General features: G+C 62.2%; 6 protein-coding genes. 4 read left to right on the top strand and 2 right to left on the bottom strand.

Annotated features, from left to right (window positions below; genetic code table 11):
- Both RTX98_RS19395 and RTX98_RS19390 read right to left on the bottom strand, forming a co-directional pair.
- Window positions 1-895, bottom strand: an 895-nt coding sequence (locus tag RTX98_RS19395; RefSeq protein ID WP_312798485.1) for an FAD-dependent oxidoreductase, incomplete at its 3' end; no start/stop codon positions are given.
- A gap of 71 nt (window positions 896-966) precedes the next feature.
- Window positions 967-2,568 (bottom strand): ABC transporter substrate-binding protein, encoded by a 1,602-nt coding sequence (locus RTX98_RS19390; protein WP_312798484.1) that lies wholly within the window; start codon window positions 2,566-2,568, stop codon window positions 967-969.
- A gap of 141 nt (window positions 2,569-2,709) precedes the next feature.
- Here RTX98_RS19390 and RTX98_RS19385 point away from each other — a divergent pair, with 141 nt between their 5' ends.
- The 4 genes from RTX98_RS19385 to RTX98_RS19370 all read left to right on the top strand — a co-directional run.
- Window positions 2,710-3,630, top strand: coding sequence for a LysR substrate-binding domain-containing protein (locus tag RTX98_RS19385; protein ID WP_312798483.1), 921 nt, complete (start codon window positions 2,710-2,712; stop codon window positions 3,628-3,630).
- Window positions 3,631-3,711: 81 nt separating this feature from the next.
- The gene (locus RTX98_RS19380; protein WP_312798481.1) at window positions 3,712-5,463 is read left to right on the top strand and encodes an alkaline phosphatase; all 1,752 of its coding nucleotides are present in this window, start codon (window positions 3,712-3,714) and stop codon (window positions 5,461-5,463) included.
- A gap of 91 nt (window positions 5,464-5,554) precedes the next feature.
- The gene (locus tag RTX98_RS19375) at window positions 5,555-6,022 is read left to right on the top strand and encodes a hypothetical protein (protein ID WP_312798486.1); all 468 of its coding nucleotides are present in this window, start codon (window positions 5,555-5,557) and stop codon (window positions 6,020-6,022) included.
- Window positions 6,023-6,025: 3 nt separating this feature from the next.
- A partial coding sequence (locus tag RTX98_RS19370) for an ABC transporter ATP-binding protein (protein WP_312798480.1) occupies window positions 6,026-6,541 on the top strand: 516 nt, incomplete at its 3' end.

The raw sequence follows: 6,541 nt of genomic DNA, 5'->3' as shown, positions 1-6,541 counted from the left end.
GGGTCGCATTGGCCAGACCGGGCGCGATCTTCAGGCCGGCCGATAGAACCTCATGCTCGCCGGCGGCGGTGACGCGATAATCGAAGCCGGAATTGTCTTCGCGCGTCGCGCCGATCACCACGCGGGAATCGTCGAAGGACAGCATGTAATGGCTGCCCATCGGCAGGATCACCGGCCATTTGGCGGTGGCAACGCCCGGCAGCGACAGATGCACGATCTGGCCTTTTTGCGGCTGAACGGGATGGTGGAGCCCGAGCGGCTGCAGGATGCGCGACGCCCAGGCGCCGGCCGTGACGATGATCTCGTCGGCTTCGATTACCTCGCCGCTGCTGCCGATGCAAACCGGCTTGTCATTCTTCATGGCGAGCGTGACATTGTCGCGACGGAAGGTGGCGCCGAGCGACACGGCAGCACGCAGCATGGCGGCCGCCAGCAGCCTCGCATCGACGCGTGCCGCGCCGGATATATGGATCGCCGGCATGTCTTCGCGCAGCGGCGGAAAAAGTTTGCGTGCTTCTTCCGGCGTCAGTTTGGAGATGGTGCCGGCTTCCGGCACATCCTTCGTGCGACGCAGAACGCGTTCTTCCGCGGCAAGAAACTCGGCTTCCTCCTCGGCAACCACGAGGGCGCCGACCTTGCCGTAGCCCATGCTCGTTTCGCCGCGCTCCTTCAGGCCCTCGATCAGCGTGTCGTAATAGCGCGCGCCGGCGGCATACATCTCGTACCAAACAGGCTCGTCGGCCTTGGTCGCCCAGGGACAAACGATGCCGGCACCGGCGAGCGTGGCCTTACCCTGATGTTCCTCGTCAACAATCTCGACCTCAGCGCCGAGTTGAGCCAGATGATATGCCGTGCTGGCGCCGAGCATTCCGGCGCCGATAATCAGAACGCGCATGCGCATTCCTTTCTTCTTCTGCCGCTTCGGCGCGCTACCGGCGCCGAAGCCCTGTTTGATGGATGATAGGTTTATTCGACGCTGACGCCGGACAGGCGGTTGGCGCCGAAGATTGCCGGCACGAAGCCCTTCACCGACTTGTTAACGGCGGTAATCGTGTCGGCACCGCCGAGGATCACGGCCGGCACCTCGGCGTGGAACACGTCCTGCGCCTGTTTGTAGAGCTTTTCACGCTCGGCCTGGTCGGTAATCTCGCCGGCCTTCTTCATCAGCGCGTTGAACTCGTCATTGCACCACGCACCGATATTGGACGGGCTCGGCTTGCCGGTGGAATCGCAGCCGAAATAGTTGTTCGGGATCTGGCTCGGATCGGGGAAATCATAGATGCCGCCGAACATGCCGACCTGCGCTTCGCCCTGGCGCGAACGAGTGATGTATTCCGACCATTCATAGGAGATGATCTCGGCCTTGACGCCAATCGCCGCCCAGTCCGCCTGGATGAACTCCGCGGCGCGGCGTCCATGCGGCATGTAAGGCCGCGCCACCGGAATAGCCCAGAGCTGCGTCGAGAAACCATCGGGATAGCCGGCTTCGGCGAGCAGCTTCTTGGCAAGTTCCGGATCGTAATCGTAAGCGCCGAGATCGGCCGTGCCCCAAAGTGCCGGCGGCACCAGCGAGCCCGTAACCTTGCCCTTGCCGTCATAAACGACATCCACCATCGGCTTCATGTTGATGGCATGCGCGAGGGCTTCGCGGACCTTCTTGTTCTGGAATTCCTTCTGCTTGAAGTTGAAGGTAATGAAGCCGGTGGATGCAACGGGTGTCGGTACGGCATTTAGCGTGCCGCTGTCTTCGATCTGCTTGAGATCGGTGAGGTTCGGGTAAAGCGCGATGTGGCACTCGCCCGCCAAGGCGCGCTGCAAGCGCACCGAAGCATCCGCGCTGATCGCCATCACCACAGCATCGACCTTCGGCGTGCGCGTTTCGTCGCCGATCGCGGCACCCCAGGTTTCCGGGAAGGCGGCCAGACGCACGGCCGCGTCCTGCTGATAGGCTTCCAGCCGGAACGGGCCGGTGCCGATCGGCTGGCGGTCGAACTGATCCTGCGCGCCGGCTTTGAGGAGTGTGTCAGCATATTCGGCCGAGGTGATCGCCAGCGACTGGTGCGCCATGATGCCGATGAAGGGCGCGAGCGGCGCATCCAGCGTGAAGGCGACCGTCCGGTCGTCGATCTTCTCGACCTTTTCCAGCACATCCGAAAGCTTGGTGTTGAAGGTGACAAAGGTGCCGCCGCTGACCTTGGCGTAGGGATGATCGTCGCGCATCATGCGCTCGAAGGTGAACACGACATCATCGGAATTGAGATCGCGGCTCGGCGTAAACTGGTCGTTGGCCTGCCATTTCACGCCCTGGCGCAGCTTGAACGTATAAGTCTTGCCGTCGTCCGAAACGCTCCAGCTTTCCGCCAGCGCCGGCTGGATCTCCGACGTGCCGGCCTTCACCGAAACCAGATTGTCATAGATCTGGCCGAGAACGGTCAGCGTGGTGCCATTGCTCGACAGCTGGGGGTTAAAGATCTCCGGCGCGCCTTCCAGGCACACGGACAGGTTGGCGGAATAGGCAGGCGCCGACATCAGCAGCGCGGCGGTGCAAAGGCCAAGAACGGATCGCATCGGCTAAGTTCCCTTGATCGATCCCACACTCCCAATGAGGCGCGGGTTAGTCGCATAAGGGATTTTCCGTCCTATGATTGTCAAATAGCTTGTTCTCCCATCAATATAACCAAAGCTCATATTGGTTGGGGATCACGCGCGATGAACGTAAGGCAGCTGGAAGCCTTTCAGGCCACGATCGAAACCGGCTCGGTATCGCGTGCCGCGCAGCGCCTGAATGTCAGCCAGCCGGCCGTCAGCAAGCTCCTGCGCGCCTTCTCGGAAAGCTGTGGATTTCCCTTGTTCGTGCGCAGTGGCGGCCGTTTGGTGCCCACCCAGGAAGCGCGCATGCTGGCGGGCGAAGTCGACCGCATGTTTTCCGGCACGGAGCGCGTCGCGCGCCTCGCCAAAGCCCTGAAGAACCGCGAATGGGGCGAGGTCAGCGTGGCGGCGCCTGCAGCACTCGCGACGCGCTATCTCGCTCATGCCTTGTCGCCGTTTCTGGCATCCCAGCCCGACCTGCATTTCACGCTGAAAAGCCATCATTCTCCTCGCATTGCCGAACTGGTTGCAGCGCAACAGATCGATATTGGTTTAACCGTCGTGCCGTTCGACCATCCGCAGGTCGATGCCGAACTCATCATGCGCTTCGACATGGTCTGCGTGCTGCCGGCCGGCCATCCGCTGGCGCGCAACAATGCGGTCAGCTTCGAGGATCTGCGCAGCGAGCCCTTCATTTCGCTGGCGCGCGACGATTGCTCTCTGATGACCATCGACAGTGCGTTCCGGGCGCATGGCGTGCAAAAGCGCACGACGATCGAAGTGCCGCTATCGGAAACGATCTGCGGCTTTGTCGCCAACGGTGTCGGCGTCTCCGTCGTGCCGCCGTTCGTCGGGCTCGATTATGGGGAAAGCCAGCTGGTGCGCCGGCCCTTGCTGCCCGCCACGCCCATGCAGGTCTGGATGCTCACCCCCAACACCCGCCCGCCTTCGCTGGCGGCGCAAAAGCTCGCCGACATGATCCGCCAGGCGGTCGACGCCTTTGACCAGCGTGAGGCGGGTGGTGGGGACTTTCATCAGTAAACACTCATACACCTGTCATCCGGCTGACATGCGCAGGCGCTAGCGAGCGACCTGTGTCTGTATCTGTCCGGAGAAATAACAATGCGCGGCTTGCTCGCTCTATTGACTGCAACGACCTGCCTGGCAACCGCCATGGTCGCCAGCGCCACCACCATTTATCCTCTCGATCGCGCAACGATCCTTTCCGGCTCGCCGTTCGACATGAAGGTCGAGTTCGACGGCGTGATTGCTGAAGGCGATGTGACGGTCAAGATCAACGGCAAGCCGGCCAAGGACGTGCTCGGCGGCGAGATCGCGTTCATCGAAAAGGAAGCCGATGCCGATGCGTCCGCGATCCGCTTTAAGGGCGTGACCATCGCCGAGGCCGGCTCCTATGAGATTGTGGCCAAGGCCGGCGACGAGACCAAGACCGTCACCTGGGACGTTTACGGCACGGCCGAGACCCCGAAGGCTAAGAACGTCATCTTCCTCGTCGGCGACGGCCTGTCGGTTGCCCATCGCACCGCTGCCCGCATAATGTCGCGCGGCATGACCGAGGGCAAGGCAAACGCTCGTCTTGCCATGGACGACCTCGATCGGATGGCTTTTATCGGAACGTCTTCCACCGAAGCCATCGCCACCGACAGCGCCAACACGATGTCGGCCTACATGACCGGTCATAAAACGGCCGTGAACGCGATCGGCGTTTATGCCGACCGCACGAAGGATTCCATGGATGACCCGAAGGTCGAGACCATGGCCGAGGCGCTGCGCCGCCAGACAAACAAGGCGATCGGCATCGTCACGACATCGGAACTGCAGGACGCGACCCCGGCAGCCGTGGCGTCCCACACCCGCAAGCGTGGTGACAAGGCCGAAATCAACCAGATGATGTTCGACGTAAAGCCCGACGTCATCCTTGGAGGCGGTTCCGCCTACTTCCTGCCGCAGGCCACGCCGGGCTCGAAGCGCAAGGACGACAAGGACTTCGTCAAGATGTACCAGGACGCCGGTTATACGCTGGCGACCAACAAGGAAGAGCTCGAAAAGGCTACCGGCACCAATACCGGCAAGATCCTGGGACTGTTCCACACCGGCAACATGGATTCCACGCTCGACCGCGAGTTCCTGAAGAAAGGGACTGTCGGCAAGTTCCCGAACCAGCCAGGCCTGGACGAGATGACCAAGGTCGCGATCGACCAGCTATCGAAGAACCAGGACGGCTTCTTCCTGATGGTGGAAGGCGCCAACATCGACAAGATGTCTCATCCGCTGGATTGGGATCGCGCCGTGATGGACACGATCGAGTTCGACAAGGCCATTGGTGTCGCCATGGAGTTCGCCAAGACCAATCCGGACACGATGATCGTCGTAACCGGCGATCACACACATGGCGTTTCCCTCATCGGCACGGTGGATGACGAAAAGGAAGGCACGGACATGCGCGAAAAGGTCGGCACCTATGCGGCTGCCGGCTTCCCGAACTACACCGACGAGAACGGCGACGGCTACCCGGACAAGATTGACGTGTCGCGCCGCCTGTTCCTTTCCGCCAATAACGGCCCGGACCACTACGAAACCTTCCGTCCGAAGCTCGACGGCCCGTTCGTTCCGGCGATCCAGAACGAGCAGAAGCAGTATATCGCCAACGAGCAGTACAAGGATGTTCCGGGCGCCGTTCTCGTGCAGGGCAACATCCCGCGCGACGGCGACACCGGCGTTCATGCAGTGGACGACGTCGTCCTGCAGTCGACCGGCCCGGGCTCGGAAGGTTTCAAGGGCTATCTGGAACAGAGCGACGTGTACCGCGTGCTGGCCGACGCCTTTGCCCTGGGCACCAAGCAGGCCAAGTAAGAACGGTCTAAGCTGACCCAAGCGGGAGCCCGGGCGATAGGTCCGGGTTCCCTTCGCCTTTTCCGACTGACACCGGGGTCATGCCATGACCATGGACGCTTCTTCCTTCCTCCGCATCAGCCGCCGTCACGCGCTCGGGCTCATCGGGGGCGCTGCCTTGATGCTGCCGGCGCGACAGGCGCTCGCGGCTCCATCGAGCCTCACCTTCGACGAGATGTATGGCTCGGTGGGCGTGCTCGGCCTCACCTTTTCCGACAAGCTGAAGAGGCTTCAGGACAAGCCGGTTTCCATGCAGGGTTTCATGGCGCCGCCGCTGAAGGCTGAAGCCAACTTCTTCGTTCTGACCGAAATTCCGATGGCGCTTTGTCCGTTCTGCTCGTCGGATGCGGACTGGCCGGACAACATCGTCGTGGTTTATCTGAAGGAAGCCCAGACCTTTGAGCAGGCCAACGCCACGATCGAGGTGTCCGGCAAGCTGGAAGTCGGCTCCTGGACCGATCCCGACACCGGCTTCGTCAGCCTTGTGCGCATCGTCGACGCCGCCTTCGAGACGGTCTGAGCCATGCTGCCGCTTGTTGTTGAAGCGCTCGACGTGCGCTTTCCCGGTCTCGCTCTGCCTGCCCTGGACATTCCCACCCTCCAGCTCAAGGCAGGTGAACGCGTTGCGCTGACCGGCCCATCGGGCTCGGGCAAGACGACCCTCATCAACATCCTGACCGGCCTTGAGCGCGTGCCGCATAACCGTGCCGCGCAGGCCTCGGTGCGTTGGGGCGACACGGACCTCGCCACTTTATCCGAGCGCCGCAGCGATCAATGGCGCGCCGCCAATGTCGGCCTCGTGATGCAGGACTTCCATCTTTTTCCCGGCCTGTCGGCGCTGGAAAACGTGCTTCTGCCGCAGCGCCTGGCCCATCTGAGATTGCCGGCCGGAATGCATGACGCTGCCTTGCGCCTGTTGAGCCAGGTCGGAATCGAACGGCTCGATCAGGCTGTCGAAACCCTGTCGCGCGGGCAGATGCAGCGTGTCGCCGTGGCGCGAGCGCTGCTTGGCCGCCCGGGCCTGATCGTGGCCGACGAG

Source organism: Tianweitania sp. (assembly GCF_032053605.1).
In the GTDB taxonomy this organism is placed as follows: Bacteria; Pseudomonadota; Alphaproteobacteria; order Rhizobiales; family Rhizobiaceae; genus Tianweitania.
This window is presented reverse-complemented; position numbering and strand designations above follow the sequence as displayed.

What these genes read in the sequence shown, in the direction of transcription:
- RTX98_RS19380 (WP_312798481.1), top strand. Translation starts at nt 3,712, where the DNA reads ATGCGCGGCTTGCTCGCTCTATTGACTGCAACGACCTGCCTGGCAACC.
- RTX98_RS19375 (WP_312798486.1), top strand. Translation starts at nt 5,555, where the DNA reads ATGGACGCTTCTTCCTTCCTCCGCATCAGCCGCCGTCACGCGCTCGGG.
- RTX98_RS19390 (WP_312798484.1), bottom strand. Translation starts at nt 2,568, where the DNA reads ATGCGATCCGTTCTTGGCCTTTGCACCGCCGCGCTGCTGATGTCGGCG.
- RTX98_RS19385 (WP_312798483.1), top strand. Translation starts at nt 2,710, where the DNA reads ATGAACGTAAGGCAGCTGGAAGCCTTTCAGGCCACGATCGAAACCGGC.